Annotated in this window: 23 protein-coding genes and 1 tRNA gene; 17 read left to right on the top strand and 7 right to left on the bottom strand. The window is 68.5% G+C overall.

Going from position 1 to position 24,172, the window contains the following annotated elements:
- Window positions 1–6: 6 nt before the first annotated feature.
- From QRN40_RS10505 to QRN40_RS10490, 4 genes are all read left to right on the top strand, one after another.
- Window positions 7–1,503 (top strand): amino acid permease, encoded by a 1,497-nt coding sequence (locus QRN40_RS10505; protein ID WP_285115568.1) that lies wholly within the window; start codon window positions 7–9, stop codon window positions 1,501–1,503.
- Window positions 1,500–2,405 carry a universal stress protein gene (locus QRN40_RS10500; RefSeq protein WP_285115567.1) on the top strand — a complete coding sequence of 302 codons (906 nt, stop codon included), beginning with the start codon at window positions 1,500–1,502 and terminating at the stop codon, window positions 2,403–2,405. The genes QRN40_RS10505 and QRN40_RS10500 overlap by 4 nt, the downstream gene beginning before the upstream one ends.
- A 71-nt stretch (window positions 2,406–2,476) precedes the next feature.
- Window positions 2,477–3,736, top strand: a complete 1,260-nt coding sequence (lysA, locus tag QRN40_RS10495; RefSeq protein ID WP_285115565.1) for a diaminopimelate decarboxylase — start codon at window positions 2,477–2,479, stop codon at window positions 3,734–3,736.
- A 177-nt stretch (window positions 3,737–3,913) separates the two neighbouring features.
- Window positions 3,914–4,369, top strand: coding sequence for a hypothetical protein (locus QRN40_RS10490; RefSeq protein ID WP_285115564.1), 456 nt, complete (start codon window positions 3,914–3,916; stop codon window positions 4,367–4,369).
- A 5-nt stretch (window positions 4,370–4,374) separates the two neighbouring features.
- On the opposite strand, the gene QRN40_RS10485 is transcribed toward QRN40_RS10490, so the two are convergent.
- On the bottom strand, window positions 4,375–4,734 hold the full coding sequence (locus QRN40_RS10485) for a hypothetical protein (protein ID WP_285115563.1): 360 nt from the start codon (window positions 4,732–4,734) through the stop codon (window positions 4,375–4,377).
- 81 nt (window positions 4,735–4,815) lie between these two features.
- Here QRN40_RS10485 and QRN40_RS10480 point away from each other — a divergent pair, with 81 nt between their 5' ends.
- Window positions 4,816–5,166 carry a hypothetical protein gene (locus QRN40_RS10480; RefSeq protein ID WP_285115562.1) on the top strand — a complete coding sequence of 117 codons (351 nt, stop codon included), beginning with the start codon at window positions 4,816–4,818 and terminating at the stop codon, window positions 5,164–5,166.
- Between the two features lie 53 nt (window positions 5,167–5,219).
- Window positions 5,220–5,513, top strand: a complete 294-nt coding sequence (locus tag QRN40_RS10475; RefSeq protein ID WP_285115561.1) for a hypothetical protein — start codon at window positions 5,220–5,222, stop codon at window positions 5,511–5,513.
- 327 nt (window positions 5,514–5,840) lie between these two features.
- Here the strand turns inward: QRN40_RS10475 and QRN40_RS10470 are convergent, their stop codons facing one another.
- From QRN40_RS10470 to QRN40_RS10455, 4 genes are all read right to left on the bottom strand, one after another.
- Window positions 5,841–6,473, bottom strand: a complete 633-nt coding sequence (locus QRN40_RS10470; protein ID WP_285115560.1) for a DedA family protein — start codon at window positions 6,471–6,473, stop codon at window positions 5,841–5,843.
- A 135-nt stretch (window positions 6,474–6,608) separates the two neighbouring features.
- A complete protein-coding gene (locus tag QRN40_RS10465) occupies window positions 6,609–7,706 on the bottom strand; it encodes an ABC transporter substrate-binding protein (protein ID WP_285115558.1) in 1,098 nt (365 codons plus the stop codon).
- 77 nt (window positions 7,707–7,783) lie between these two features.
- Window positions 7,784–8,686 (bottom strand): ABC transporter permease, encoded by a 903-nt coding sequence (locus QRN40_RS10460; RefSeq protein WP_285115557.1) that lies wholly within the window; start codon window positions 8,684–8,686, stop codon window positions 7,784–7,786.
- A gap of 5 nt (window positions 8,687–8,691) precedes the next feature.
- Entirely contained in the window at window positions 8,692–9,546 is an 855-nt protein-coding gene (locus QRN40_RS10455; RefSeq protein WP_285115556.1) for an ABC transporter ATP-binding protein, read from the bottom strand.
- 214 nt (window positions 9,547–9,760) lie between these two features.
- Here QRN40_RS10455 and QRN40_RS10450 point away from each other — a divergent pair, with 214 nt between their 5' ends.
- The 9 genes from QRN40_RS10450 (at window position 9,761) to QRN40_RS10410 (ending at window position 20,582) form a co-directional block, all read left to right on the top strand.
- Window positions 9,761–11,314 carry a sensor histidine kinase gene (locus tag QRN40_RS10450; RefSeq protein ID WP_285115554.1) on the top strand — a complete coding sequence of 518 codons (1,554 nt, stop codon included), beginning with the start codon at window positions 9,761–9,763 and terminating at the stop codon, window positions 11,312–11,314.
- Entirely contained in the window at window positions 11,311–12,003 is a 693-nt protein-coding gene (locus tag QRN40_RS10445; RefSeq protein WP_285115553.1) for a response regulator, read from the top strand. The genes QRN40_RS10450 and QRN40_RS10445 overlap by 4 nt, the downstream gene beginning before the upstream one ends.
- Before the next feature lie 117 nt (window positions 12,004–12,120).
- Window positions 12,121–14,442: a fibronectin type III domain-containing protein gene (locus QRN40_RS10440; RefSeq protein WP_285115552.1), complete on the top strand. Its 2,322-nt coding sequence runs from the start codon at window positions 12,121–12,123 to the stop codon at window positions 14,440–14,442.
- 60 nt (window positions 14,443–14,502) lie between these two features.
- On the top strand, window positions 14,503–15,477 hold the full coding sequence (locus tag QRN40_RS10435) for a DMT family transporter (RefSeq protein WP_285115551.1): 975 nt from the start codon (window positions 14,503–14,505) through the stop codon (window positions 15,475–15,477).
- 85 nt (window positions 15,478–15,562) lie between these two features.
- On the top strand, window positions 15,563–16,648 hold the full coding sequence (locus QRN40_RS10430) for a cell wall-binding repeat-containing protein (protein WP_285115550.1): 1,086 nt from the start codon (window positions 15,563–15,565) through the stop codon (window positions 16,646–16,648).
- A gap of 196 nt (window positions 16,649–16,844) precedes the next feature.
- Window positions 16,845–17,450: an RNA polymerase sigma factor gene (locus QRN40_RS10425; protein WP_285115548.1), complete on the top strand. Its 606-nt coding sequence runs from the start codon at window positions 16,845–16,847 to the stop codon at window positions 17,448–17,450.
- Window positions 17,447–19,051 carry an outer membrane protein assembly factor BamB family protein gene (locus tag QRN40_RS10420; protein WP_285115547.1) on the top strand — a complete coding sequence of 535 codons (1,605 nt, stop codon included), beginning with the start codon at window positions 17,447–17,449 and terminating at the stop codon, window positions 19,049–19,051. The genes QRN40_RS10425 and QRN40_RS10420 overlap by 4 nt, the downstream gene beginning before the upstream one ends.
- A gap of 547 nt (window positions 19,052–19,598) precedes the next feature.
- A complete protein-coding gene (locus QRN40_RS10415; protein ID WP_285115545.1) occupies window positions 19,599–20,270 on the top strand; it encodes a hypothetical protein in 672 nt (223 codons plus the stop codon).
- 90 nt (window positions 20,271–20,360) lie between these two features.
- On the top strand, window positions 20,361–20,582 hold the full coding sequence (locus tag QRN40_RS10410; protein WP_285115544.1) for a hypothetical protein: 222 nt from the start codon (window positions 20,361–20,363) through the stop codon (window positions 20,580–20,582).
- A gap of 123 nt (window positions 20,583–20,705) precedes the next feature.
- Here the strand turns inward: QRN40_RS10410 and QRN40_RS10405 are convergent.
- Window positions 20,706–20,795: transfer RNA gene (locus QRN40_RS10405), tRNA-Ser, on the bottom strand.
- Window positions 20,796–20,893: 98 nt separating this feature from the next.
- Between QRN40_RS10405 and QRN40_RS10400 the strand changes: the two genes are divergently transcribed.
- Window positions 20,894–21,685 (top strand): SGNH/GDSL hydrolase family protein, encoded by a 792-nt coding sequence (locus tag QRN40_RS10400; protein ID WP_285115543.1) that lies wholly within the window; start codon window positions 20,894–20,896, stop codon window positions 21,683–21,685.
- Here the strand turns inward: QRN40_RS10400 and QRN40_RS10395 are convergent.
- Window positions 21,675–22,601 carry an alpha/beta fold hydrolase gene (locus QRN40_RS10395; protein ID WP_285115542.1) on the bottom strand — a complete coding sequence of 309 codons (927 nt, stop codon included), beginning with the start codon at window positions 22,599–22,601 and terminating at the stop codon, window positions 21,675–21,677. The two genes, QRN40_RS10400 and QRN40_RS10395, sit on opposite strands and share 11 nt — an antisense overlap.
- A 139-nt stretch (window positions 22,602–22,740) precedes the next feature.
- Here QRN40_RS10395 and radA point away from each other — a divergent pair, with 139 nt between their 5' ends.
- Window positions 22,741–24,105, top strand: coding sequence for a DNA repair protein RadA (gene radA, locus QRN40_RS10390; protein WP_285115541.1), 1,365 nt, complete (start codon window positions 22,741–22,743; stop codon window positions 24,103–24,105).
- Window positions 24,106–24,172 lie beyond the last annotated feature (67 nt).

Raw genomic sequence — 24,172 nt, 5'->3', positions numbered from 1 at the left:
ACTGGTATGCCCACCATCGCCCAGCAGCTGCTGCGCAGAAAACCGACGACGCCGCCCGCGGCGGGTGAGGTGCAGCTGAAACGCAGCATCGGCCTGTTCTCGCTGACCATGATCGGCGTCGGCGGAACGCTCGGCACAGGAATCTTCTTCATCCTGTCGCAGGCGGTCCCCGTCGCCGGGCCGGCGGTGATCTGGTCGTTCGTCATCGGCGGCGTCGTCGCCGGGCTCACCGCGCTCTGCTATGCCGAGATGGCGGGCGCCGTCCCTGTCTCCGGTTCGACCTATTCGTACGCGTACGCGACGCTCGGCGAAGGGACGGCGATGGCGGTCGGGGCGTGCCTGCTGCTGGAATACGGGGTTTCCACCGCCGCCGTCGCCGTCGGCTGGTCGCAGTACGTCAACCAGCTGCTCCAGAATCTCGTCGGCTGGCAGCTCCCGGTGCAGCTCTCGCAGGCGCCGGAGCAGGGCGGCATCGTCAACGTGCCCGCCGTGATCGTCATCGTGCTGTGCTCGCTGCTCCTGCTGCGCGGAGCGCGCGAGTCCACGACGGTCAACAGCATCATGGTCGTCATCAAGATCGCCGTCGTCGTGTTCTTCTGCGCCGTCGCCTTCACCGGCTGGAACACCGACCACTTCCACAACTTCGCGCCGGCCGGATTCGCGGGCATCGTGGGCGGCGCCGGAATCATCTTCTTCTCGTTCGTCGGTCTCGACGCCGTGTCGACGGCCGGTGAGGAGGCCAAGAACCCGAAACGGAACCTCCCGCTCGCGATCATCTTCGCGCTGCTGATCATCATCGTGCTCTACGTCGCCACCAGCCTCGCCGCCCTCGGCGCCCAGGCGCCGGAGAAGTTCGCGAACCAGGATGCCGGACTCGCCGCGATCCTGCAGAACATCATCGGCTCCACGTGGCCGGGGACCGTCGTGGCGATCGGCGCGATCATCTCCATCTTCTCCGTCACGCTCGTCGTCCTGTACGGGCAGACGCGCATCCTGTTCGCGATGTCGCGGGACGGGATGATCCCGCCGGTCTTCGCGAAGGTCAACCCGCGGACGATGACGCCGGTGCGCAACACCGTCATCGTCATGATCGCTACGAGCATCCTCGCCGCCGTCGTCCCGATCGACTTCCTCGCCGAGATGACGAGCATCGGCACGCTCGTCGCCTTCCTCGTGGTCTCGCTCGGCGTCATCATCCTGCGCGTGCGCGAGCCGGAGCTGGAGCGCGGCTTCCGCCTCCCACTCGGCTGGACCATCCCGATCCTGTCGATCGTGGGCTGTATCGCGATCATCACCCAGCTGCGCGTGATCACGATCGTCGTGTTCGTGATCTGGACCGCCGTCTTCCTCGTCTTCTACTGGTTCTACGGCCGGAAGCATTCCGCGCTGCAGACCGGGCGGCCGGTCGCCGGGGAGGAGCCTCCGTACACGAGCAACTTCGCCCAGCCCAGCAAGAGCGAGATCAGTGACGCGGCTGCCCGCAGGAAGGCGAACCGGAGATGAGCATCGTCGTCGGGGTGGACCCCGCACACCGCTCCGCATCCGCGCTGCACCTCGCCGCGATGCTCGCCCGCTCCTCCGGCTCGGATCTCATCGTGGCCGCCGTCATCCCCCCTGCGTGGCCGTCGACGGCGGGCGGAGCGGACGCTGAGTGGCGCGGGTACACCCGGGACAACGCCGACAGCGCCCTCGACCACGCCGCCGCCGTGCTCGGCGGTTCGATCGCCGCCGAGTACCTCCTGCACGAGGCGCAGTCGGCCAGGCGCGGCCTCGTGGAGCTCGCCGAGCAGCGCGAGGCGTCCCTGATCGTCGTCGGCTCCGGAGCCGGGGGTCAACCGGGGCGCATCGCGCTCGGCGCCGAGAGCGACACCCTGCTGCACGCGTCGCCGCTCCCGGTCGCGATCGCGCCTCGCGGGTACCGCGCCGACGAGGGTGCGCGTGTGAGCCGGGTGACGGCCGCGTACCGGGGCACGGGCGCATCGGCCGGCCTCGTGCTCGGCGCGGCGGGCGTCGCGTCGGCGATGGGCGCGGAGCTGCGCGTCGCCTCCTTCGCCGTCGTGCCCCGGGACTCCGGGACATCGGGCGCGGGACTCGACGCCGAACTGCCGATCGCGGACACGTGGTCGGCCGACATCGAACGGCACGCGGCTTCGGTGGTGCGCCAGGTCACCGAACTCGAGGACGCCCCCACCGTCTCCGGTGTCGTCGTGGGCATGGGTGTGACGTGGGAGTCGGCGATCGCGGACATCGGGTGGGAGCCCGGGGAGGTCCTGGTGGTCGGCTCGAGCACGCTCGGGCCGATCGCCCGCGTGTTCCTCGGCTCGCATGCGGCGAAGATCGTCCGTCACTCGCCCGTTCCGGTCATCGTCGTCCCGCACGGCGTCGCGGGCTGGGAGCAGGACTGACCTCCGGCACCACCAGCCGGCCCACCGAGCCTACCTCCACCGCCGATCCCATCCGACCGAAGGGCGCAGCCATGCCACATCCCCTCCTCGACCTCTTCCCCACCGGGACGGCCGTCGATCCCGACGGCACGCTGGTGATCGCCGGGTGCCGGGTGGACGACCTCGCGCGGGACTTCGGCACTCCCGCGATCGTCGTCGACGAGCGCTGCCTGCGGGCGAGGGCGAGCGAGTACCGCACGGCCCTCACGTCACGCCGGGCGAACGCGCGCGTCGTCTTCGCCTCGAAGGCCTTCCCGGCGACCGCGGTTCAGCGCGTGATGGTGGAGGAGGGGCTCGGCCTGGACGTCGCGGGCGGGGGTGAGATCCTGAGCGCCCTGCGCGCGGGAGTGGACCCCGCACTCATCGTCATGCACGGCAACGCCAAGACCACCGAGGAGCTGCGGATCGCGGTCGAAGCCGGTGTCGGCCTCGTCGTCGTGGACAACGAAGACGACGTCGACCGGCTCGAGCAGCTGGTCCAGCCGGGGCGCACGCAGGCCGTGCTCGTCCGTGTCATCCCCGGCGTGGTCTCCTCCACCCACCCGCACGTGCAGACCGGGCAGGTGGGGTCCAAGTTCGGCCTGACGGCCGAGGCCGCCCGACTCCTCATCGCCCGGATCGAGGCGAGCCCGCTTCTCGACATGCGGGGAGTGCACGCCCACGTCGGTTCGCAGATCATGGATCCGGCGGAGCTAGCCGCGGCCGTCGCGCCGTTGGCGGCGCTCGGCACGTTCGCCGTCTACGACCTCGGCGGCGGCTTGGGAGCCCGGTACACCCTCGCCGACCGGCCGGCGACCGTCGACGAGTACGTGGAAGCGCTGCTGGCGGCCGCCCGCGAACACCTCCCGGCGGACGCGGAGATCATCCTGGAGCCCGGCCGCAGCATGGTCAACCAGTCGGCCTTCACGCTGTACACCGTCACCACCGTGAAACGAGACGCCCGGAACTTCGTCGCCGTCGACGGCGGCATGGGCGACAACCTGGAGGCGGCACTGTTCCAGCAGCGCTACGAGGCAGTCCTCGCCGGCCGCATGCACGAAGCGGACGCGGAGGACGTCGTAGTGGTGGGGCGGCACTGCGAATCGGGGGATGTGCTCATCGATCCGCTCCGGCTCCCGGCCGCGCGGGTCGGCGACCTCCTCGCCGTCCCCGCCACGGGCGCCTACACGCACACCATGGCGAACAACTACAACGGCTACCGACGCCCGCCCGTGGTCTTCGCGCGCGACGGCGAGGCGCGGGCCGTCATCCGCCGGGAAACGTGGGAAGACCTCTTCGCCCGCGACGTGTGAGCCGGGTGGTTGACGCGGCCCGTTCCTCTCCGCGGTCTAGCGCTGTCCGAGCTCTGAAAGACGGGTTCGTCTCCAACGCGTCCGCCTCTTCTCGGGTGATGAATCCGCGGATTACGGGCACGGCGGCGACTACTCGGTAGTCCGGGGGCATTGGGTGCTCCTCACTAGGATTCGGTCATGGAGTGGTTGTGGGGCGCGATCGGGGGCTTCGCCGTCGGCGTCGTGGCGATGTTCACAGCGATCGAGAAGGGGCGCGAGCTCGCCACGGTTATCTACCAGGCGATATGGCTGCGCTGGCGGCCGTGGCGTTTCGAGGTCTACACGGACTGGTTGCGGAGCGGTCAATTCACGGAGCATCTGACCGCCGAGAAGAACTACCGCCCCGAGAAGCCGTTCGGGCTGCACAACCGCGGCACGACTGACGCTGTAGCCGTCAAGCTGAAACTGACGCAAAAGGGCGGCGGCTCGGGAGGCAACACCTTCGACGTCGTCTCCGCGGACGAGATCAAGCCGATCCAGCTGCCGCCCGACAACAGCCGGTGGGACGGCCTCGTCACTTGGACGGACGCACGCGGCATTCACACGCAACGTGTGAGGACGCCGAAGTGGGAGGTGGACTCTTACCTCAACTAGGGCGCTCATGCGGGCACCTCGGCCGTCTTGTGGCAGTCGCAGATGAAGTTCCGGCCGCAGCCGGAGGGGGTCGTGCAGCAGGCGTTGCACCGGGTCTCCTGGTATTTTCGCCGCGGCGAGGCGTCGACGCCGCTGTAACGCCGCCGTTCGCGGGTCCGTGCCGCGCCATCAGAACGGCACCCCGCCGTCATCCCGCGGCGGCTCGCCTGTGCCGCACGGCTCCGCCGGTGGCTCGTCCGCCCACCGCGGCTCGGCCCTGCGGGTTCGTGGTCGGCGACCTCTGGCTCGTTGATCGAGACGTTGAAGTAGGTCTTGTCATCCTTCACCTCGCGCCGCCAGGAGAGCCACCCCTGCACTTTGATCACATCGATACGATGACGGCCATGACGACGACGCGCCGCGACCCGTCTGACCAACTCGACGCGGACGACTAGGGGGAATCGAGAGTGCCTTTTTGGGATAGCCGCGCCGTCGTGCTGATATGCGCAGCCTGGGTCGTCATCGTCGCGACCGCTGTGATCGTCTTCCGCAAACGACTTGCTGGGTATCTGCAGCGGTTGGCAGAACCACAAGAGAACGTGGCAGCACAGCGCCGCGACATCACCATCGGAATCATTCTCGTGGCGGTGTTCGCCTATGTGCTCGCCGCCACGCTCGCCGCACTCCTCCTCCTACCGGCCGGTACGCCACCGTGGCCGCTCGCGGGTGGGCTTCCGCTGATGGCGCTTCTTGCACTCCTCTATTCGGTCAGGTTCTCGAATGCCGGGCTGTCTGCGGTGAACTGGATTCGACGCTGACCGCTCAGAGAAGGCTTGAGCGATCCCGACCCCGATGTCGATAACGTGAGCGCATGCGGGCGAGATTGTGGATGTGGGTCGTGCTCGGTGCAGCGGCCATCTTGGTGTTGGTAGGCGCCGGAGTGCTGCTGTTCGCGCCCGTCACATTCGGCACATTCGGCTGGACCGCCTACGCGCCTCTGAGTGGCGAGACCTTCTCCTTCAGCGGCATGTATCCACTGACGCCGAGGCGGGCGACCGGCGCCCTGTGCGTGATCGCCGGTCTCCTGCTGGTCGCGGGCGTCCTCGGATGGGTGCTCGGTCGACGAGCGGGCCGGCGGGATCAGCTGCGGATGGAGGACCAGTGAGTGAGCAGAGGGTGCCCGCGTCCGGCGCGGGGCCTTTCAGGGCCTGTAGTCCCGGTCCCGGCGTTCGTACAGAGCGCGCGCTTGCTCGTCGCCTGAGCGCGACCCGTTGAGCGAGCTGCCCACGATCATCAGCACTCGCACCAGGCGGCTCAGAACCGCCCTCGAAGCGCGAGTGATTCGTCGGGCCGGCTGAGAAGGTGGCACGGTCATGATCACCTCCCGGTCGAAATCCGAACGCTTCCACCGGCGTCCCTGATTTCCGTCTTTAGCTGACCATAGCGGCTGCTGAACGTACGGACAGCCGGTGTGCAGCCCGACCCGGCCGCACTACTCCTGGCTGGTTCGGGCTCGCACGCGACGCCGGCGGAGCGCGCTGATGGCGATCGGCGCGATCGAGAGCACCACGACGACGATCATCAGCACGTCGATGTTGTTCGCGATGAACGGGATCCCTCCGAGCAGCACGCCCACGACGACCATCACGATCACCCAACTCACGCCGCCCAGGGCGTTCCACAGCAGGAAGCGGCGGTAGGGCATCGCCGCGATCCCGGCGGAAAGCGGCACGTAGGTGCGGACGAAGGGCACGAAGCGTCCGAGCACCAGCGACGGTCCCCCGTACTTGGCGAAGAACGCCTCCGCGGCCTTCAGACGTTCCGTCTTCAGCACGCGGGCGTCGGGCTTGAACAGCCCCCGCCCGAATCGCTTGCCGATCCAGTACCCGGTCTGGTCGCCGAGGAAGGCGGCGACCACGGCGACGACGGCGATCTGCCAGACCTGGATGCCGAGTTGCGGCGCGAGGATGGCCGCGGTGATCAGCAGCGAATCCCCTGGCAGGAAGGGGAACAGGACCCCGGACTCGATGAAGATCACGACGGCGATCCCGACGAGCACCCAGGGTCCGAAGGCGTGCAGCCAACTCGAGGCGTCGAGGAACGGGATGGAGGCGTGCGCGATCATGGAGCCCACTATCCCCCTCGACCGCTAAGAGGCCTCTAAGATGCGGCGATTCCGAAGGCGTCGACGAGGAGAAGGACGACGAGGAGGACCGGCCCGTGTGGATGGTTGGAACGGGCCGGTCCCCCTGGCTTGGGATCAGCCGTTCGCGCCGGCCGGCTTGGTGGTGGCGGTGAGACCCTCGAGTTTGAGGGCCGCGTCCGCGTACTTGTTCGTGAACGTGTCCGAGATCTTCACGTTCGAGGTGTCGACGCCGAGGGTCTTCTCCATGTCGAAGATCACCTTCGGGCCGCCCGCCGGCATGATGCCGTCCGGGAGGAACTGCCCCTTGTCGGTGGTGAGGCCGTCGATGTACTGCTGCTTGGTGATCGTGCTGTTCTGCACGAAGTCCTGGGGCAGCTTGTTCGCGATGTCGGCCGCGCTGTGCGTGGAGATCCAGTGCATCGTGGCGACGAGCGCGTCGACGACCTTCTGGGCGGCATCCTCGTGGCTCTTCACCCAGCTCTCGTTGGCGAGCAGGCCGGCCGCGGGCCACGCGCCGCCGAGGGCCTTGGTCGCCCCCTTCGTGGTAGCGAGATCAACGCCGGTGACGGCGAGCTTCTGCGAGGTGAGAGCGCCGACCGTCGGCTGGGTGGTCATCACGCAGTCCGCCGAACCGCGCTGGATGGCCGCGATGGCGGTCGAACCGGCGTGGACGGCGATGGTGTTGTACTGCTTCTTGTCGACCCCGGCCTTCGCGGCGAGGAACTGGGTCAGCTCGTCGGTGCCGGAACCGAGATCGGTGACGCCCATGTTCTTGCCCTTGAAGTCGGCGGCCGAGTTGACGCCCGCCTTCGGGCTGCACATGACCCGCTCGCCCGGGGCACCGGAGAGCTGGACGAGGTTGACGACCTTCTTGCCCTTCGACTGGAAGTCGACGGTGTGGATGTACCAGGCTCCGGCCATGTCGACCTGGCCGGACGCCATGGCCTCCTCGGCGCCGACGCCGCCGTTCTGCTCGGTCGACAGCTCCATGTTCACGCCGTACTTCTTGTAGAAGCCGAGGCTCTGGGCGAGCTGGTACGGGAGGTAGATCTGCTTGTCGATCCCGCCGACCATCATCTTGACGGTCGGCATCGACGCGCTGTCCGAGCTGCCGCCGGAGGATGCCGCGCCTCCGGCACCCGAGCTGCAGGCGGACAGTGCCAGGGCGACGATCCCCGCCGCCGCGATGACACCGATGGTGCGCTTCTTCATGTGGATGTTCCTTTCGTGGTGCCGGCGAGCCGGCGGTCTGCGTCGTTGCAGGTTCGGGGTCGGCGCGAGGCCGGGGATCAGATGGCCTGGGCCGATTCGGAGCGGCTCGGCGGCCGCCACTTCAGCAGGGCCTTCTCGAGGAGGGTGATCAGGTACTCGGCGATCAGGGTCACGACGGCGACGATCACCATGCAGGCGAACACGGTGTTCGGGTCGAAATTGCCCTGCGATTGGCTGATGATGAGGCCGATGCCGTGCTGCGCCCCGAGGACTTCGGCCACGAGCGCGCCGATGATGGCGAAGCCGAACGCGGTGTGCAGGCTCGCGATGATCCACGTCATCGCCGACGGGATGGTGACGTGACGCGCCACCTGGAACGGGGATGCGCCCAGCACTCGCACGTTGGCGATCAGGTTCTGGTCGACCTCCCGAACACCCTGGAAGGCGTTGAAGAACACGACGAAGAACACGAGCACCGCGGCGAGGAGCACCTTCGGGAGGACGCCGAGCCCGAACGCGACGATGAAGATCGACCCGAGGACGATGCGCGGAATCGAGTTGACGATCTTGATGTACGGGCCGAACACCGACGCGAGGTAGCGGTTGGAGCCGAACAGGATGCCGATGACGACACCCGCGATGGTTCCGGCGATGAAGCCGAGGAACGCCTCCTGGACGGTGATCCAGAGGTTCTCCCAGATGGTCCCGAACGCGGTCCCCTGAGTGAACAGACGGACCAGGCTGTCCCAGATACCGGACGGCTGTCCGTAGAAGAACTTGTCGACCCAGCCGGCGGAGGTGAACCACTGCCAGCCGCCGATGACGAAGACGGCGACCCCGATGCGGCCGACCCACACCCACGCGGTGCGACGCCGGCGAGCGCGCCGGCCGGCGAGCTGCAGCTCGATCTCGTGCCGCTGTCCGGCGGACTCCGCGGTGGCCGGCGGGCTGGTCGTGGTGGTTCTGGATGTACTGGTCATGGTGCTCACGCCGCCGCCCCTGCCGTCTGCTGGTAGGCCCGCGTCACTTCGTCGCGCAGCGACTCCCAGATGCGGCCCTGGATCTCGAGGAAGCGCTCCTCGTGGCGGATCTCCTGCACGTCGCCGCGGGGGCGGGGCAGGTCGACGTCGAAGACGTCCTTGACGGTGCCCGGGCTGCTGGTCATGATGACGACCCGGTCCGAGAGCGCGACGGCCTCGTCGAGGTCGTGCGTGATGAACAGCACCGACGGCCGCAGCTCCTCCCACAGGCCGAGCAGCTCGGTCTGCATGATCGCCTTGGTCTGCACGTCGAGCGCGCCGAACGGCTCGTCCATGAGGAGGATGCGCGGGTTGTTGATCAGCGAGGCCGCCATCGCGACGCGCTTGCGCATCCCGCCGGAGAGCTGGTGCGGGTAGCGGTCCTCGAAGCCGGCGAGCCCGACGCGGCGCAGCCAGTCCATGGCGAGCGCCTCCGCCTCCTTCTTGGGCGTGCCGACGAGCACGGGCCCGATCATCACGTTCCCGAGGACCGTCTTCCAGGGGAACAGGGAGTCGGCCTGGAACATGTAGCTCACGCCGCTGGTGATGCCCTCGACGATGCGTCCGCCGACGCTCACCGTTCCTGCGCTCGGCCGTTCCAGGCCGGACACCTGGGCGAGCGTCGTGGACTTGCCGCAGCCGGTCGGGCCGACGATGGCGCAGAACTGCCCGGGCTCCACGGTCAGCGTGACGTCGTGGATGGCGGTGAAGGTGTCGCCCTTGGGGGTGAGGAACCGTTTGGTCAAGCCGACGATCTCGATGCCGGCCGGTTGCTCCGCCCCCGGTGAGCCCGTCGTGTGGTGGGGTCGCTGGTCGCCCATGTCGAAAGACCTCTCTGTCTTGCGGGTGTGTCGAGAACCGATGCTCGCCCCGAGACGGTGTGCGCGTCGCGCTTGTGCGCCATTCGCTCCGTTCTGCGCGTTCACTCGGGTTCTGCGCGTTGTGCTCACAGGCGGCGGCCGTCGCCGGGTGACATGATTTCCTGTGATGCGACGACGGATCCGACGACTGTCGAGCCAGATACTCCTGGCTCAGGTGGCGATCCTGACCGCCTCGATGGTCATCGGCTTCGTACTGTTCGCGCAGACCGCCCGCGCGAACCTCGATGCGGACTACCAGGCGAGGGCGGCGGGGATCGCCCAGACGTTCGCGGGCATGCCCGCCATCCAGTCGTGCATGACGACCCCCTCCGCCGGGTGCGAGGCGACGATGCAGTCGCTCGCGTCGCAGACCGCGAACCGCACGGGCGCCGCCTATGTCGTCGTCATCGACCTGAACCGGGTGCGGCACACCCACCCGGATCCATCCCTCATCGGCAAGAAGGTCTCCGAGCCGATCGTCGCGCGTGACGGCAAGGTGCACCTGGGAACCGACAGCGGAGCCACCGGCGTCAACGCGAACGCCCGCGTCCCGATGTTCGGGACGGGCGACCGGGTGATCGGCGAAGTGTCCGTCGGGATCCGCGAGAGCAGCGTCTCGGGCGAACTGCTGAACGAGCTCCCCTCGTACGCACTGTGGTTCGCACTGGTGCTGGCCATCGGCGCGCTCGCGTCGTTCGCGCTGGCCAGCCTTCTCAAGCGCCGCACGTTCGGCCTCGAACTGGATGAGATCGCGCGGCTGCTGCAGGAGCGGGAAGCGACCCTCCACGGCATCCGGGAGGGCGTCATCGCCATCGACCCGGCCGGCCGGATCACCGTGGTCAACGACGAGGCCCAGCGACTGCTCCGCCTCCCGGAGGGCGCCCGCGGCCGCCGCCTGGACGACGTGCTCGCGGCCAGTCCGATCCGCGACACGCTCACCGGGACGACGGAGGTGAAGGACGCGATCGTGGTCACCGACGAGCACGTGCTCGTCATCAACCGCATGCCCGTCTCCCTCGCCGGACGCGCACACGGGGCGGTGTTCACCCTCCAGGACCGCACCGAGCTCACCGGCCTGACCCGCGAGCTCGACGGCGAGCGCAGCTTCACCGAGTCGATCCGCGCCCAGCAGCACGAGTTCTCCAACCGGATGCATGCGCTCTCGGGTCTGCTCGAACTGGGTCGCACTGAGGAGGCTCGTCAGTATCTGACGGAGATCCGCGGGACGACCGCCGACCTGGACAACACACTGCGCACGCACATCGGCGCCCCCATGGTCATCGGCCTGCTCCTCGGAAAGGCTGCCGAAGCGAACGAGCGCGGCATCGAACTGGTCATCTCCCCGGACACCGACCTCGGCGAAACGCCTGACCGGGTCCAGGCCCTCACGACCATCCTGGGCAACCTGATCGACAACGCCTTCGACGCCCTGGCGTCCGCCACAGCCCCCCGCCGGGTCGTCATCAGCATCATCGAGACGGCGAGCGCGCTGACCCTCCGCGTCTCCGACAACGGCCCGGGCGTCCCGAGCGCCGAGATCCCCCGGATCTTCGAGAACGGCTACACCACCAAGCGCGGGTCGCTCGTCCGTCACAGCGGCCTCGGGCTCTCACTCGTGCACTCGACGGTCACAAAGCTGGGCGGGACGGTGACCGTCTCCGGGGACGGCGGCGCGACGTTCGAGGTCGTGCTTCCCAGCACCACGACGACGGCGGGGGTCCGCTCGTGAACGGCGCCCCGCTCTCCGTGCTGGTCGTCGACGACGACTTCCGTGTGGCCAGCGTCCACGTCGGCTTCGTCCAGGCCGTGCCCGGCTTCCGCGTGGCTGGGCAAGCGCACACGGCCGCTGAGGCCATCGACCTGGCCGAGTCGCTGCGCCCGGACCTCGTACTGATCGACATCTACCTTCCCGACGGCGACGGCCTGGAGGTGGTGCGACGCCTCCTCGCCGATCCGGCCCCTCCCGCCGTCATCGTGATCTCGGCGGCGAACGACATCCCGACGGTCAAGCTCGCGGTCCAGCTCGGAGCGCTGCACTACCTCGTCAAGCCCTTCGGCTTCGCCGAGCTCTCCGGGCGGCTCACCGCCTTCCGCAAGGCGCACGACGACCTCGCCGCCTTCCCTGCCGAGGCGACGCAACAGGATGTGGACCGTGTCTTCGACCTGCTCCGGTCGCCGCCCGGCGGCCAGACGGAAGCCCTCCGCCGCTTGGCGCCGACACTCCAGGCGGTCTACGACGCAGTCGCCGCCGGCGCGGACAGCAGCTCGGCCAGCGAGATCGCGGCGGCGGTCGGCATCAGCCGTGCGACCGCCCAGCGCGCGCTCACCCAGCTGGAGCAGAGCGACGTCCTCCGCCTGGAGCTGCGTTACGGCGCAACCGGGCGCCCCGAGCATCGCTACGCGGTCCGCCGTCGCTGAGCATCCGGGTACGGTCTCGATGAGATTTACTCATAACTCTTGTGCACGAGTGCCCGCCGGCGTAACCTCGCGGCCGGGTGCGCGTTGGCGCCCCTGGCATCGAGCGTTGGGGGCGGTATGCGGAGAACGGCGCACACGGCGGCGATCGCGGCGGTGGTCGGAGCGCTGTCGTTGATAGCGACCGCGCTGACCGCGACCAGTGCGCAGGCCGGAACCGTGCCGCCGGTCCTCTCGATCAAGTTCGGCGTCGATCAGTCCTCCCAGCCCGCCTTCCAGTTCGGCGACAACGGTGCGGCGAAGTTGTACTACGGCACCCTCTCGCGGGGCATTTCGGTCGGGACGTCCGCCGTCTCCGTGACGGTCACACCACCCCCGGGGCAACCGCTGCGGATGGGCGACTACGCCGTCGTCAACGGAAACCAGTCCGACAGCGCCCAGCCGCAGGTGCGCCTCGACGCCGGCGGTTCCACGAGCGGGTTCACCGGAGAGCTCGACATCCGCGACCTGCAGTGGAACAGCATCGGCCAGCTCTACACCTTCGACCTCGTGCTGCAGGGCATCGGCGAGGTCAGCATGAACGAGCCGCACCCGGGCGGCGTCGATCTGGGCGCACGGACGCTCGCCTTCCCGGCCACGCCGATCGGCTTCTCCAGCGTGCCCGCTCAGCAAGCCGAGTGGGTGCACAACACCACGTCGTCCACGATCTCCCTCGGCGCTCCGGCGTTCGCCGGTACGGGCGCCGCCGACTTCACGGCGTCCCACAGCACCTGCGGCAGCAGCCTCGCTGCCGGGGCGACATGCTCGTGGAAAGTCGGATTCTCGCCCAAAACCGCCGGACCGCGGACCGCCACGATGCACATCGCCGTCGGCGGTTCTACGCAGTCGGTCGCCCTGACCGGAGCGGCAGCGATCGGGACGTCGTCTATCACCACCTCCGGTGCCGACCCCCTGGATCTCGGCGCCACCAACACGTACGCGAACGGCCCCTACATCGTCGCGGAGTCGACCTTCTACGGCGGGTACGCCTGGACGGCGGCCTCCACCGACGCGTCCAAGAACGCCCAGATCGTCATCACGCCGCCCGGCGGAGGGCCGGCCAGCAACGGCCCCCCGATCACGTCCGGCGTTCACACCACCGCACCCTGGGACGGGCCGGTGCCGACGACCCAGTACGGCTTCCAGGTGACATTGGACAGCCACTCCTGCGGCGCGCCGATGACCGGGACGATCGACGTCGAGAACCTCATCGTCGATGCGCTGGGCCTGGTCGAGATGGCGAAGATCACCTTCTCCGAGCGCTGCGCCGGACTCCCCAACTCCAACCCGATGACCGGCACGCTGCTCTGGCAGCTGCGTTCGGATGCGGTCGCGCCGACGGCTGCCAGCGGCGTGACAGTAGGTGCCGGGTCAACGCCCACGATCAGCTGGAAGCCGTCGGCGTCGTCCGACGTCGCTCACACCATCGCGAGGGTGTCGCCCGGTCCTGCTTCCGCTGTGAGCATCCTCGGCGGTATCCCGCTCTCCGACGGGAGTGCGACCTCGGCGACATCGCCGAAGCTGACCGCCGGTCAGTACACGGCGGCGGTCTGGGCCGTCGACACCAGCGGCAACGTCAGCGCCCCCGCCACCTCGACGTTCACGGTCGGGACACCGCAGACGCCGTACACCGTGCCGAGCCCGCCCACGTCCGTCTCGGCCGTCTCGACGGACGGCGGCGGCGTGATCTCGTTCTCGCCCCCGGCGAGCGACGGCAACCTCCCGATCACCCAGTACGAGATCCGTAACGGCAACACCGGCGCGACGACGCTGGTGCCGAGTACTGCGCGCAGCGCGACCGTCACAGGACTGCCCAACGGGTTCCACTTCCAGTACACCGTCCGCGCCATCAATGCGGCGGGCTACGGCACCCAGGCGGACGTCGTCGTCAGCCCGGTCGCATCCACGACCCCGCCGCCTCCCCCGCCGCCGACGCCCACGCAGCTCCTCCCGGACCCCGGATTCGAGTCGGGAGCAGGAGGCTGGAAGGCGTTCGTCACGGGCACGCTCGCGACGGTCGCGTCCCCCGTGCACGGCGGGGTTTCCGCCCTTCGCGTCACCGCGCCCACCGCGTCACCCGGTCTGGTCGGCCTTACTCAGAACACCGTCGTCGCGAACTCCGCCGCCGGGACCGTCTACACCGCATCGTGCTGGGTCCGCCCGAGCGCAAGCGGGCTGAACATCCGGGCTGAGTTCCTCGAGTACACCCAGAACTTCAGCAGCGACGTCCACCTCCCGTCGACCAGCATCGCCTCGCTTCCCGCCGGCACCTGGACGAAGGTCACCTGGGCGGGAACCGCCCAACGCTCGGGCGAGCGGATGGTGCCCCAGATCTACTCGACGAACCAGACGTCGGCGACGGGCTCGATCGTCTACGACGACTGCTCGGTCGTCGCCGGGTGACCTCAGCGGTCCAGCACGGGCCGGACTCGACTTCGCGGCCGCGGCGCGTACGTTCGGCGCATGAGCCTCGACCTGGTGACTTTGACGCCGGCGCAGTCCCTCGGGATACCGGTGGCGCTCGTCGGTTCCGTCTTCCTGGCGGTCGGCGCGCAGCTCCAGCAGCGCGGTGTGGCGAAGGTGGAGGCGGAGCCGAGTGAGCGAAAGCGGAGCACCCTGGGCATCGGCCAACTGCTCGCGTTGGCGAAACGGCCGTCCTGGCTGCTGGGCACCGTCTGCCTGGGGCTGGCGATCCTGTTCCAGCTCTTCAGCCTGTTCCTCGCTCCCCTGACGGTGGTCCAGCCGCTGGGCGCGCTGGCGCTGGTGATCACCGCGGTCCTCAACGCGCGCGTCACCAAGGTGAAGCTGGATGGGCGCGCGATCCGTGCGATGGCGCTCTGCGTGGTCGGCGTCGGGCTCTTCGTCGCGGTCGCGGCTCTGACGACGACCACCCTGCCGATCCAGGAGCCGCAGCTGATCGCCGTGGTGATCATCCTGGCCGTCGTTCTCGTCGCCTTCGGCGTCTGCTTCGGGCTGCTGCGGAAGCGTCTCACCCGGATCTTCTACGTCGTCGGAGCGGGCGTGCTGTTCGGCTTCGTCGCGACGCTCGCCAAGGTGCTCATCGGCCGCATCCAGACCATCTTCGAGGCGAACTTCCGTCTGGTGCCGGCCGACTGGCTCACGCTGGTCTGCCTGCTCGGCCTGCTGGCCGCGGCTGTCCTGGGCACCTACTTCGTCCAGACGGCGTACTCCTCCGGGTCCCCGGACGTGGTGGTCGCGGGGCTGACGGTGATCGATCCGATCGTCGGGGTCACGATCGGCGTGGTGGTTCTCGGCGAGGCCGCGCACGCCCCGCTGTGGGCGGGTTTCGTGTTCGTCGTCGCGGGGGTGATCGCGATCTTCGGTGTCATCCAGGTATCGCGAAGCGGTGCCCGGCTGCATCCGGATGAGGCCGGTCCGCGGCAGGGCACTCCGGAGGCCTCCGCCGGTATGGGCTGACGACCCGGCGACAGGAGGGAACCATTCCGACCCGTCCGGACAGTAAGGAGTGAAGCCGGGTGGTCCGGCAGGGGGAAGGAACACCATGAACAAGTCATTCGGGCTGCTCATCGCGGCGGCACTGGCGGTGGCGATCGCCGGATGCTCGGGGATACACGTGGAAGCGCAGGGGTCATCCGGTACCGGGTCGGTAAACGCATCCGGCACCGTCCACGTTGAGAGGGCACTCTCCGGAACCACGGCCACGTCCGTCCGCCCCATGATCGGTGTCGGGCGCATCGCGGGCGGCGACCGCTACGCGACCTCCGTCGCCGTGTCGAAGGCGGAATTCCCGGGTACCGCGCCCGTCGTCTACATCGCCTCGGGCGCCAACTACCCGGACGCGCTCGCCGCGGGACCTGCCGCTGCCAAGAGCGGTGGTCCGCTCCTGTTGACGACGCCGTACGAAGTGCCCGGCGACGTGGTCGCCGAGGTGCAACGCCTCCACCCGTCGTCGATCCTGGTCGTGGGCGGTCCGTTCCCCATCTGGGACGCCGCGCTCGACCAGCTGCGGGCTGCGGTTCCCGGAGCGACCGTCGCGCGTGTGGCGGGAGATGACCGCTTCGCCACCTCCCGCGCGCTCGTCTCGGGCGCTTTCACCACCGCGAGCACGGTGTACGTGGCCTCGGGCAACACCTTCCCCGACGCGCTCACCGCCGGAGGCGCGGCCGGGGCTCAGGGCGCCCCGATCCTCCTGGTCGACGCGAACGCGCCACGTGTCGACACCGCGACGGCGTCGCTCCTGTCGTCTCTGAAGGCGAAGAACGTCAAGGTGATCGGCGGCACGGACGCCATGTCGACCGGCATGGTCGCCTCGCTGACCGACGCCGGCTACATGGTCACTCGGCTCGCCGGTTCGGACCGCTATGGAACGGCACTGGCCGTCAACACCGACGCCTACACCCACGCGACCACCGCGCTGCTCGCGACCGGCTTCGGCTTCCCGGACGCCCTGTCGGCGACGACGCTGGCCGGCTCGACCTCCTCGCCGCTCTACCTGGCGCCCTACGACTGCGTGCCGCGTGGTGTGCTCGCCGACTTCACCCGCCTCGGCGTCACGACGGTCACACTCGTCGGCGGCCCAGCGATGCTCTCGGCATCCGCGGAGTCCCTCACCCCGTGCACGTGGTGACCGTTACCGCTGGGTTGCTGTAGCGCCCGACCGGTATCACGGGAAAACCCCCGGATCCCTTGTGAAGGGATCCGGGGGTTTTCCATGGGGGCTCCGATCCGTGCATCCGGATAGGCTGCCATGGCTTCTGAATGCTGTTGTTTTCCCGGTGCCCCGAAAAATGGAACCATCCGGGCCGGTCCGGACAGTAGAGGGTATGAGCAGGGATGATTTCGACGAGGCCGCGGCCTGGTCGGCGGCACGCGGCGGGGATGGTCCCGCATTCGCGTCGCTGTTCGACCGTCACCGCGACCGCGTCTTCGGCCACGCGCTGAGGCTGGTGCGCGAGCCGCACGACGCCGAGGACGTCACGGCCGTCGTCTTCCTGGAGGCGTGGCGCAAGCGCGAATCCGTCCGGCTCGTCGAGGGCTCGATCATCGGCTGGCTGCTGGTCACCACCAACTTCGCCGTACGCAACCACACCCGCGGCACGCGCCGCTACCGCGCCGCCCTCGCGAAGCTGCCCGCCCCGGCCCCGCAGGCCGACCATGCCCCGACCGTCGACGAGTCGCTCGACGGCGCGGGCCGCGACCACGAGGTCCGCGAAGCGTTCTCGAAACTCTCCCAGAAGGACCAGGACGTCATCACCCTCTGCCTGCTCGAGGGGCTGACCACCGCTGAGGCCGCCGACGCACTCGGCGTGCCCGAGGGCACCGTCAAGTCCCGCCTCTCCCGCGCCCGCAAACGCCTCATCGAGCTGGCCTCACCGCTCGCCGCCGAACTCGATACAAACTCCACGATTCTCGAAGGAGGTGCACGATGAGCACCACGGATTTCACCCCGGAGCGCAGCGCCGCCATCCGGCAACTGCTGATCGACACCGTCGCCGACGAGCCGCGCCGCCGCAAGCACCTCCAGATCCTGCTCACCAGCCTGCTCTCCGGAGTCGCGATCGCGCTCGCCTGCGGGACGGCCGCGCTCGCCCTCACCGGCGTCATCCACCTCGGCGGCGACACCCCGCCCCCGCCCGTCCCGACGCCCACCGGGATCGTCACGCCGACGCCCACTCCGACTCCGACGCCGAGTCCGACGCCGGCGGCCCCGCCGCTCGTCGACTCGGGCGTCATCGAGCCCCACGACGTCAACAGCCTGCGGGCGACGACCCGCTGGTCACTCGACCTGCCCGGCATGACGGACTGCACCGGAATCCGCACTTTCACCCTGAGCGACGCTCGCGCGGTGCTGGTCTCGGGCATGCGGCCGAAGGAGTACGAAGGGGTCGGCGACTGCGGCAGCCAAAAGGAGGAGGACTACGGCGTCACCCTGGTCGACACCTCGAACGGCACCGTGCTGTGGCAGCGCGAGTGGCGCTTCACCCCGGAGAAACTCGACTACCGGGCCGGCTTCACAGTGCTCGGCACCTCCGGCCGGGCCGTGTTCGTCGGCCCGGATCCCACATCGGGCCCGCACGACGTGCTCGATCTCGCGACAGGAGAGACCGTCGCGACCTTCCACCCCGGCGGCGACGACTTCGCTCCCAACATGGACATGCAAGCGGTGCCCGGCGACTCCGGTGACGTGCTTGTTCTGACCCGCAAGCGAGACGCCGACGGCCGGGAGGTCGAGGACACGATCACGCGCGTGCGGCCGACCGCCCCGGCCGAACCGGTGTGGTCGACTTCTCTCGGGAAGGTCGAATCGTACCTGAACGAACCGGTGCCCGGCTCATCCGTGGTGACCGCCCAGGGCTGGAGCTCGACGAATGGCACGTACCAGACCTCCTTCCTCGACGTGGAGGCGGGCGAACTGACCCCCGTCTTGGACCAGCAGGTCAGCCCGATGAGTCAGATCCTGGTGGGACGGCCGTATTCGTCTGAAGGGACGTCCTCCGATATCACGGGGTTCGGGCTGGATGGACGTCCGGTGTGGACGAAGAGTCTGGCGCCCGGTGGATTCATCTTCACTGCCTCCGCGCCCGGCGACCAGGTGCTCGGCTCACCCGATACCGGCCAGTTCTTCGTCGCGGACCGGGCAACCATCACCCTGTTCGACCAACAGACGGGCGATCAACTGTGGAGTGTGCCCACACCGACTTGCATCACGAGCGGATCCGGCCCGGAGCGGGCGATGCTCGATGCCGCCAACGACGCCTTCGTGCTCTGGTCCGGAGCCGATCACTGCGAATTGAGCCGAGCCACAGGCGCCGCGGTCGGGAACTTCCCCTCGGCGTCCACGGGTCGCATCGAACTGTTCGGACTGACCAACGTGTACACGTACGTCGGCGAATCGGAGCCGGGCGCCGCCTACGACCTCGCGACCGGCAAGAAGCTCTGGTCGATCGACCGCACGGGCTGGCCGAGTTGGTCGTTCATGGGCGGATACCTCGTCAGCGTCCACGGCAACCACGTCGAGTCGATCGGCTGACCGATACCCGGGGGAAACAAGGGGGGCGGCGAACGGCCCGCGGATCGGGGGACCCGCGGGCCGTTCGTCCGTTGCGCTCAGTTGATGGACGCGCACGCCTACGCGGTACCTCTAACGAAGCAGCACGCGACCTGCGGCCTGGCTCAATACAGATGGGCCAGCCCTCCGGCTAGCCCATCCGTGCTCGCCGCGTGGCAAGCGCCGGACCTCAACGGCTGTTGCTAGTCACCAGCATTGTCGGTTGCGCCCGTCATAGAAAAACTAAACGCGTCTTACCTCCTGACGCATCGATGGAAACGATCTCGCGGCCGCTTTGAAGTTCCTGGTCGATGGCTTCCATCATGCCGATAGCTCGACGGAAAACGTCTGTCACACTAACGCCCTCTCGGGCGGCCGTCGCACGATAGGCGGGCAATCGGATGGATCGCCGCGCCCACCGCCGAGTCATCGGGCGTCCCCCTTCGTCAACCTCACAATCGATACTGATGCCATCCGGCTCCTTGGGGATGTAGTGTGCGCACACTCGTCCGCGCGAGAGGGGCCCGAAATGGAGTCATTGGTTTCAACGAGGTCAAGCTGGGCATTCAGGATCGATTTCAGAACAGGCGAGAGATGGACCCTGGACACCGACCGTGATTCGATCCAGCTGTCTAAGGCTGGCAACGGAGTCGTAACAATCCGCAGCTTGGCGCCGGGGCTGCCGTTGAGCCGACAGGACATGATGACGGTTGAGGGCCTTGGATATGAATCGAGAAAAGACGCGGAACGTGAAGCAAAACGTTGGCGCGATGCACTTGCACTATTCAGCGTGGTGTCGGGCGCAACGGTCGACTTTGGCACAGGCGGTCAACGTTCAGCTGGTGATCGAAAGACCGACATGTACAACTCACCCGAGGGCCGAATTGCTTTTGTTTCAACGGGAATGACCATCTATCGACCGGATGTGACGCTGCAGTTTGCTTCAGTAACCGCTTCTCTTAGCGCTGCATATCCCCTGGATCAGTTCAAGCGCGATCTTTTTGAATCTTTTACCGCGGATGCGGACTTAAACGAAGACCTGTTTGCCGCGTGCACCCTCTACAACAGTTCTATGCTCGCTGACATTCAGTCGGTTCGCCTCGTCCTACTGGTCACGGCTGTCGAATGCCTCAGCGACCAGGCGAGTGCCTCGGATCCGGCGAAACTCATGATCGCCGACCTCATTTCTCAAGTGCAGTAATCAGAACTCTCGCAGTCGGACCAGGCGATCCTTATTGGCCGTCTCCGAGAGGCTCGAAAACAGAGCATCTCTGCTGCGTGCAGGCAGCTCGTGCATGAATTCATTGACGGTGAATACCAGGGTCAATCGGCGGCGAAGTTCTTCAAGGACCGTTATGAGGCGCGCAGCCGGTTCGTGCATAGCGGCGAAGATTACGACTACAACGACATGATCACCGACAACAACGCGCTTCAGCAGCTCGTTGCCGATCTCATTCAAGCGATCGCGCGTGGCCAAAAGGTTTCGACTGCCATGGACTCAGCGAAGAACTAGAGCCAATCGTTTTCTGTCGTGCGAAGGCGACAGATGTAGTCAAAATGTAGTCAAACGCCCAATCCTGGCAAAGCGAAAACCCCCGGATCCCTTGTAAACATTGGGATCGCGGGGGCTTTACGATGGCGGTACCGGTGGGATTTGAACCCACGGTGGGCTTTCACCCACACAACTTTTCGAGAGTTGCACCTTCGGCCGCTCGGACACGGTACCGCGGACCATCGTACGCGATTCGTGCGGTTGTCTCCAATCGGGCGGGAGCGGGGTCCGTGCCCATCGCCGGGTCGGTGGCTCGGGGTACTCTTCCGTGCATGAAAGCTCTCCGCCGCATCCTCATCGCCGCGGCCGGCCTCATCGTCAGCGGCGCGCTCGCCGCGGTCGGGTGGCAGCGTGTCCAGGCCAAGCGGGCGTCCGTCGCCGAGGGGCGCGTGCGCCTCAACGAACTGCTTCCGGTGCACTCGAAGTGGTGGCGCGACGCCGCGAAGGATCCGGGCGAGCTGCTGTATGTCGCCATCGGCGACAGCGCGGCGCAGGGCATCGGCGCCTCGGCGCCGAAGAACAGCTACGTCGGCGTGATCGCCGACCACCTGCGGGCAGTCACCGGCCGGTCGGTCCGGGTCGCTAACCTCTCCGTCTCCGGCGCGACGGTCGCCCTCGCGGTCGCCGACCAGCTGCCGCGTTTTGCGACCTTGCAGCCCGACATCGTGACCGTCTCCATCGGCGCCAACGACATCGCCGCGTTCGAGCCCGAGCGGTTCAGGGCAGGCCTGCGCGCGGTGTTCGCGGCGCTCCCCGAACATGCGATCGTCGCCGACCTCCCCTACTTCTACCTGCCCTGGAACGAGCGGCTGGTCGCCGAGGGCAACCGGATCCTGCGCGAAGAGGCAGGGGCCCGCGGCCTCGAAGTGGTCCCACTGCACGGCACCATGCGGCGGCAGGGGCTGCGCGGCGCGTTCACCCAATTCGCCGAGGACCTCTTCCACCCCAACGACCACGGCTACCGGGTGTGGGCGTCGGCGTTCCTGCCCGCCGTCACCGCCCGGGCGCGCGAGCTGTACCCGCGCCACGGACGGACGGAGCAGGAGGAGGCGCTCAGCGCGTGACGTTCGCGGGCGCCAGATGCGACAGGATGCGCCCCCACGTCGGCACGATCGCCAGGTGCCCGACGCCGGGCACCATCTCCATCCGCGCATCCGGAATCGCGCGCTGATACCAGGCCGCATGGGCGTGACCGGCCACGGCGTCGGCCTGGCCGGCGATCACCAGCGTCTTGGCGGCGACGTCGCCCGGCTCGAAGCCCCACGGACGGGCGGTGTAGCTGAGGATGTCGCCCGCCACGCCCGACGTCCCCTGGCGGAACGCGTCCCTGAGCATCCGGCCGAGCCGGTCGTGGACGCCTCGGCCCGCGAGGACCTGCGCATCCACCGCGCCGATGCCGAGAAGGTCGAGCGGCACGTCGCCGGGCTCGTCCGCGGCCGCGACGGCGTCGGCCTGCGGCTGCAGCATCCCGCCCAGCCGGCTCATCGCCTCATCGGGCGCCATCGCGCCCAACTGGTCCGAGAGCGCCTGCAGCTGCGGATCGATCCACGGCACCGCCTCATTCGGTGCGGGCGTGCCGACGATGGCGACCCGGTCGACGAGCTGGGGATGGCGCGCGGCCAGCGCCAGGGCCACCCGGCCGCCGGCCGACCAGCCCGCGACGCCGACCGTCCGCGGCCGGGTCACTCCGATGACCGTCTCCGCGACGACGACGGAGCGCACGTACTCGGCGATGTCGTCGGCCGCCCGGACGATGCTCGGCCAGGTCCCGAGCGGCCACGGGTCGCTGGAGCCGTACCCGGGCCGGTCGAGCGCCACGATGTGCGCACGGCGCTCGGCGGAGGCGTCGGGGTCCGGATCGAAACCCGACGAACCCGGCGCCGGGTGGCAGAGGACCACCAGGCGCTCTGCGTCGGCGTCGCCGAAGCTGGACAGCCCGAGCACGCGGCCTGAGCGAAGGGTGAACGTACGGTCAGCCATGCGGCCCATTCTGCACGCGGGAACCGACACGCAGAAGTGCCCACAGCCGACGGCTCCGGCGGGATGTGCACAGCCGGCCGCGATCCTCCCTGCGATGACGGTGGCCCCCCGTAGTGTGGATTTCGATCGAGGAGGTGCCGTGCCGAAGGCGTCTGTCAACTACCGCTGCTCCGAATGCGGGTGGTCCACTGCCAAGTGGGTGGGCCGCTGCCCGGAGTGCCACGCCTGGGGCACCGTGGCCGAGACCGCCCAGCCGACGGGAGCCCTCCGCGCCCTCAAGCCCGTGACGATCGCCGCCGGGCGGGAGGCGCGCTCGATCGCCGAGATCCGGCCCACCGAGGGCTCGAACCGCCGCCCGAGCGGCATCGGCGAATTCGACCGCGTCCTCGGCGGAGGGATCGTGCCGGGGGCTGCGATCCTGCTGAGCGGCGAACCCGGCGTGGGCAAGTCCACCCTCCTCCTCGAGGTGGCATCGCGGGCGGCGCGAGCACGCAACCGGGTGCTCTACGTGAGCGCTGAGGAGTCCGTGAGCCAGGTCAGGATGCGCGCCGAGCGCACCGGCGCGGTGCACGACGAGCTCTACCTGGCCTCCGAGACCGACCTCGCCACGATCATCGCGCAGATCGACGCGGTCGACCCGTCGCTCGTGATCGTCGACTCCGTCCAGACCGTCTCCAACAGCGCGACCGAGGGCCTCGCCGGCGGTCCCAGTCAGGTCCGCGAGGTCGCCAGCGCCCTCATTCGGATCGCCAAAGAGCGCGACCTGCCTGTGCTCATCGTCGGCCACGTCACCAAAGACGGCTCGATCGCCGGCCCGCGGCTCCTCGAGCACCTGGTGGATGTGGTGTGCCAGTTCGAAGGCGACCGGCAGACGGCGCTGCGGTTCGTCCGTGCCCTGAAGAACCGCTTCGGCCCGACCGACGAGGTCGGCTGCTTCGAGATGGCCGGAGACGGCATCGCCGAAGTGCCGGACCCGAGCGGTCTGTTCCTCAGCCGCAACACCACCCCGGTGTCCGGCACCTGCGTGACCGTGGCCATGGAGGGCCGCCGGCCGCTGCCGGTCGAGGTCCAGGCGCTCGTCGTCGGCACTACCGCGCCCAATCCGCGACGGGTCACGAACGGCGTGGATGCGTCCCGCGTGGCCATGCTGCTCGCGGTCCTCGAACGCCGGGCCGGCATCCGGCTCGGCGATAAAGACGTCTACGTCTCCACCGTCGGGGGTGTCCGGCTCACCGAGCCCGGCGCCGACCTTGCCATCGCGCTCGCGATCGCGTCGGCGGCGACCGAGCGCGCGATTCCCCACACGCTCGCGGCATTCGGCGAGATCAGTCTCGCCGGCGAGATCCGCCCAGTCGTGAGCGGGAAGCAGCGCACCGCGGAGGCCACCCGGCTCGGCTTCACCACCCGTGTCGACGACCGCAGCGCGACCATCCGCGAGGCGCTTCGCGTCGCATTCGCCGCGGCATCGACCGACCGCGAACGCGAACTCGACGCGGCGTTCTGACCATCCGGTCGAAAAGCCGCAGCCTCGGACGACGTGATGATGACGACATCCACACACCGGAAGGAAC

The sequence above is a fragment of the Leifsonia sp. fls2-241-R2A-40a genome, assembly GCF_030209575.1.
Lineage (GTDB): Bacteria > Actinomycetota > Actinomycetes > Actinomycetales > Microbacteriaceae > Leifsonia.
Note: the sequence above shows the minus strand (reverse complement) of the source record. Positions and strands in the feature narration are given on the sequence as shown.

Excerpts from the sequence above, each read along its gene's own strand:
- QRN40_RS10505 (WP_285115568.1), top strand. The coding sequence starts at position 7 with ATGCCCACCATCGCCCAGCAGCTGCTGCGCAGAAAACCGACGACGCCG.
- QRN40_RS10500 (WP_285115567.1), top strand. The coding sequence starts at position 1,500 with ATGAGCATCGTCGTCGGGGTGGACCCCGCACACCGCTCCGCATCCGCG.
- lysA (WP_285115565.1), top strand. The coding sequence starts at position 2,477 with ATGCCACATCCCCTCCTCGACCTCTTCCCCACCGGGACGGCCGTCGAT.
- QRN40_RS10490 (WP_285115564.1), top strand. The coding sequence starts at position 3,914 with ATGGAGTGGTTGTGGGGCGCGATCGGGGGCTTCGCCGTCGGCGTCGTG.
- QRN40_RS10475 (WP_285115561.1), top strand. The coding sequence starts at position 5,220 with ATGCGGGCGAGATTGTGGATGTGGGTCGTGCTCGGTGCAGCGGCCATC.
- QRN40_RS10470 (WP_285115560.1), bottom strand. The coding sequence starts at position 6,473 with ATGATCGCGCACGCCTCCATCCCGTTCCTCGACGCCTCGAGTTGGCTG.
- QRN40_RS10465 (WP_285115558.1), bottom strand. The coding sequence starts at position 7,706 with ATGAAGAAGCGCACCATCGGTGTCATCGCGGCGGCGGGGATCGTCGCC.
- QRN40_RS10460 (WP_285115557.1), bottom strand. The coding sequence starts at position 8,686 with ATGACCAGTACATCCAGAACCACCACGACCAGCCCGCCGGCCACCGCG.
- QRN40_RS10455 (WP_285115556.1), bottom strand. The coding sequence starts at position 9,546 with ATGGGCGACCAGCGACCCCACCACACGACGGGCTCACCGGGGGCGGAG.
- QRN40_RS10440 (WP_285115552.1), top strand. The coding sequence starts at position 12,121 with ATGCGGAGAACGGCGCACACGGCGGCGATCGCGGCGGTGGTCGGAGCG.
- QRN40_RS10435 (WP_285115551.1), top strand. The coding sequence starts at position 14,503 with ATGAGCCTCGACCTGGTGACTTTGACGCCGGCGCAGTCCCTCGGGATA.
- QRN40_RS10430 (WP_285115550.1), top strand. The coding sequence starts at position 15,563 with ATGAACAAGTCATTCGGGCTGCTCATCGCGGCGGCACTGGCGGTGGCG.
- QRN40_RS10425 (WP_285115548.1), top strand. The coding sequence starts at position 16,845 with ATGAGCAGGGATGATTTCGACGAGGCCGCGGCCTGGTCGGCGGCACGC.
- QRN40_RS10420 (WP_285115547.1), top strand. The coding sequence starts at position 17,447 with ATGAGCACCACGGATTTCACCCCGGAGCGCAGCGCCGCCATCCGGCAA.
- QRN40_RS10415 (WP_285115545.1), top strand. The coding sequence starts at position 19,599 with ATGGAGTCATTGGTTTCAACGAGGTCAAGCTGGGCATTCAGGATCGAT.
- QRN40_RS10400 (WP_285115543.1), top strand. The coding sequence starts at position 20,894 with ATGAAAGCTCTCCGCCGCATCCTCATCGCCGCGGCCGGCCTCATCGTC.
- QRN40_RS10395 (WP_285115542.1), bottom strand. The coding sequence starts at position 22,601 with ATGGCTGACCGTACGTTCACCCTTCGCTCAGGCCGCGTGCTCGGGCTG.